Source organism: Frankia sp. AiPs1 (genome assembly GCF_023716945.1).
GTDB lineage: Bacteria > Actinomycetota > Actinomycetes > Frankiales > Frankiaceae > Frankia.
Genome location: NZ_JAMQQF010001034.1, coordinates 1 through 1,009, shown reverse-complemented (window position 1 = coordinate 1,009; position 1,009 = coordinate 1). Strand labels below are relative to the sequence as shown.

The following is a 1,009-nucleotide window of genomic DNA, read 5'->3' as shown; positions in this document are numbered from 1 at the left end:
ACGTACGGGAGCCGGCCTGGCGTACCTGGGTAGTCGTGGGGCCGGCTCCCGCTGCCGATGGCCTCCTGGAGCGTCGGGGGGGGGGGGGGGGGGGGGGGCCCCCCGGGGGCGGGGGCGGCCCCCCCCCCCACGGCCGGTGGTCCACCGAGCCGCCGACGTCCTCCGCCCAGTCGCCGCCGGAAGAGGGCGGGTCGTGCCAGCCGACGGACGTCGGCCGGGTGCTGCGGGACTCCGCCGGGCGGCCGGTGTCCTGCCTGCGGGATCCGAACGGCCTGCTCAGCTGGTCGGACGTCTCCTGAGCGACCCGTGCAGGGGTCGACCGGCCGGCGCTCAGCCCCGGCGGCGGGCCCGGCGGGTGGTCAGGGCCTCCGCGAGAGACCAGGCGCCGGGCAGCACGAGAGCGCCGAACACGGTCGCCCACGCCCAGGGATGGTCGGCCAGGTAGGGCACCGCGTCGTTCGCCAGCCAGTCGAACAGCCGGCCGTGCAGCACCGGGAAGACTCCTGCCGCCGCGATCACCACGATCAGTCCGGCGGCGAGCACGGCCAGCCCGCCGGGCACCCGTCGCCAGCTCGTCAGCCCGATCATCAGCAGGCCGAGCAGGGCGACGAGGATGCCGAGTCCCCCGACCACGCCCGAACTGACCAGACCACCGGCGACCCCCAGAACCACCAGCGCCGCGCCCAGTCCGATCACCACTCGCCGCCGGCCGTGGGACACGTCCCGGACCAGCTCGTAGGCCAGCCGCGCCGCCGTGCGCACCACGAACGCGGCCGGTCGCAGGGGCCGCGGCAGGATCCGCGTCGTGGCGATCCAGGCGGCGACCACGGCGACGATCTGGACCAGGCCGGTGACGAGGATCGGACCCTGCGCCCGGTCGGTGAGGCGTTCCGCCGAGACCCGGCAGGCTCGCAGCACGTCGTCCACGGCTCGCGGCGCGAGCATTCCCGGAGCCACCGGCACCCCGCTGAGGCCCGGCGGGCGTGGCGGGCGGGGCGGGGCTGATGGC

2 pseudogenes are annotated in these 1,009 nt (G+C 77.1%); one reads left to right on the top strand and one right to left on the bottom strand.

The features are described 5' to 3' along the window. Positions 1-299: pseudogene (locus tag ND748_RS32685) on the top strand (hypothetical protein); the annotation flags it as partial. Between the two features lie 31 nt (positions 300-330). Here the strand turns inward: ND748_RS32685 and ND748_RS32680 are convergent. Then, a pseudogene (locus ND748_RS32680) lies at positions 331-1,009 on the bottom strand (DUF3376 domain-containing protein); the annotation flags it as partial.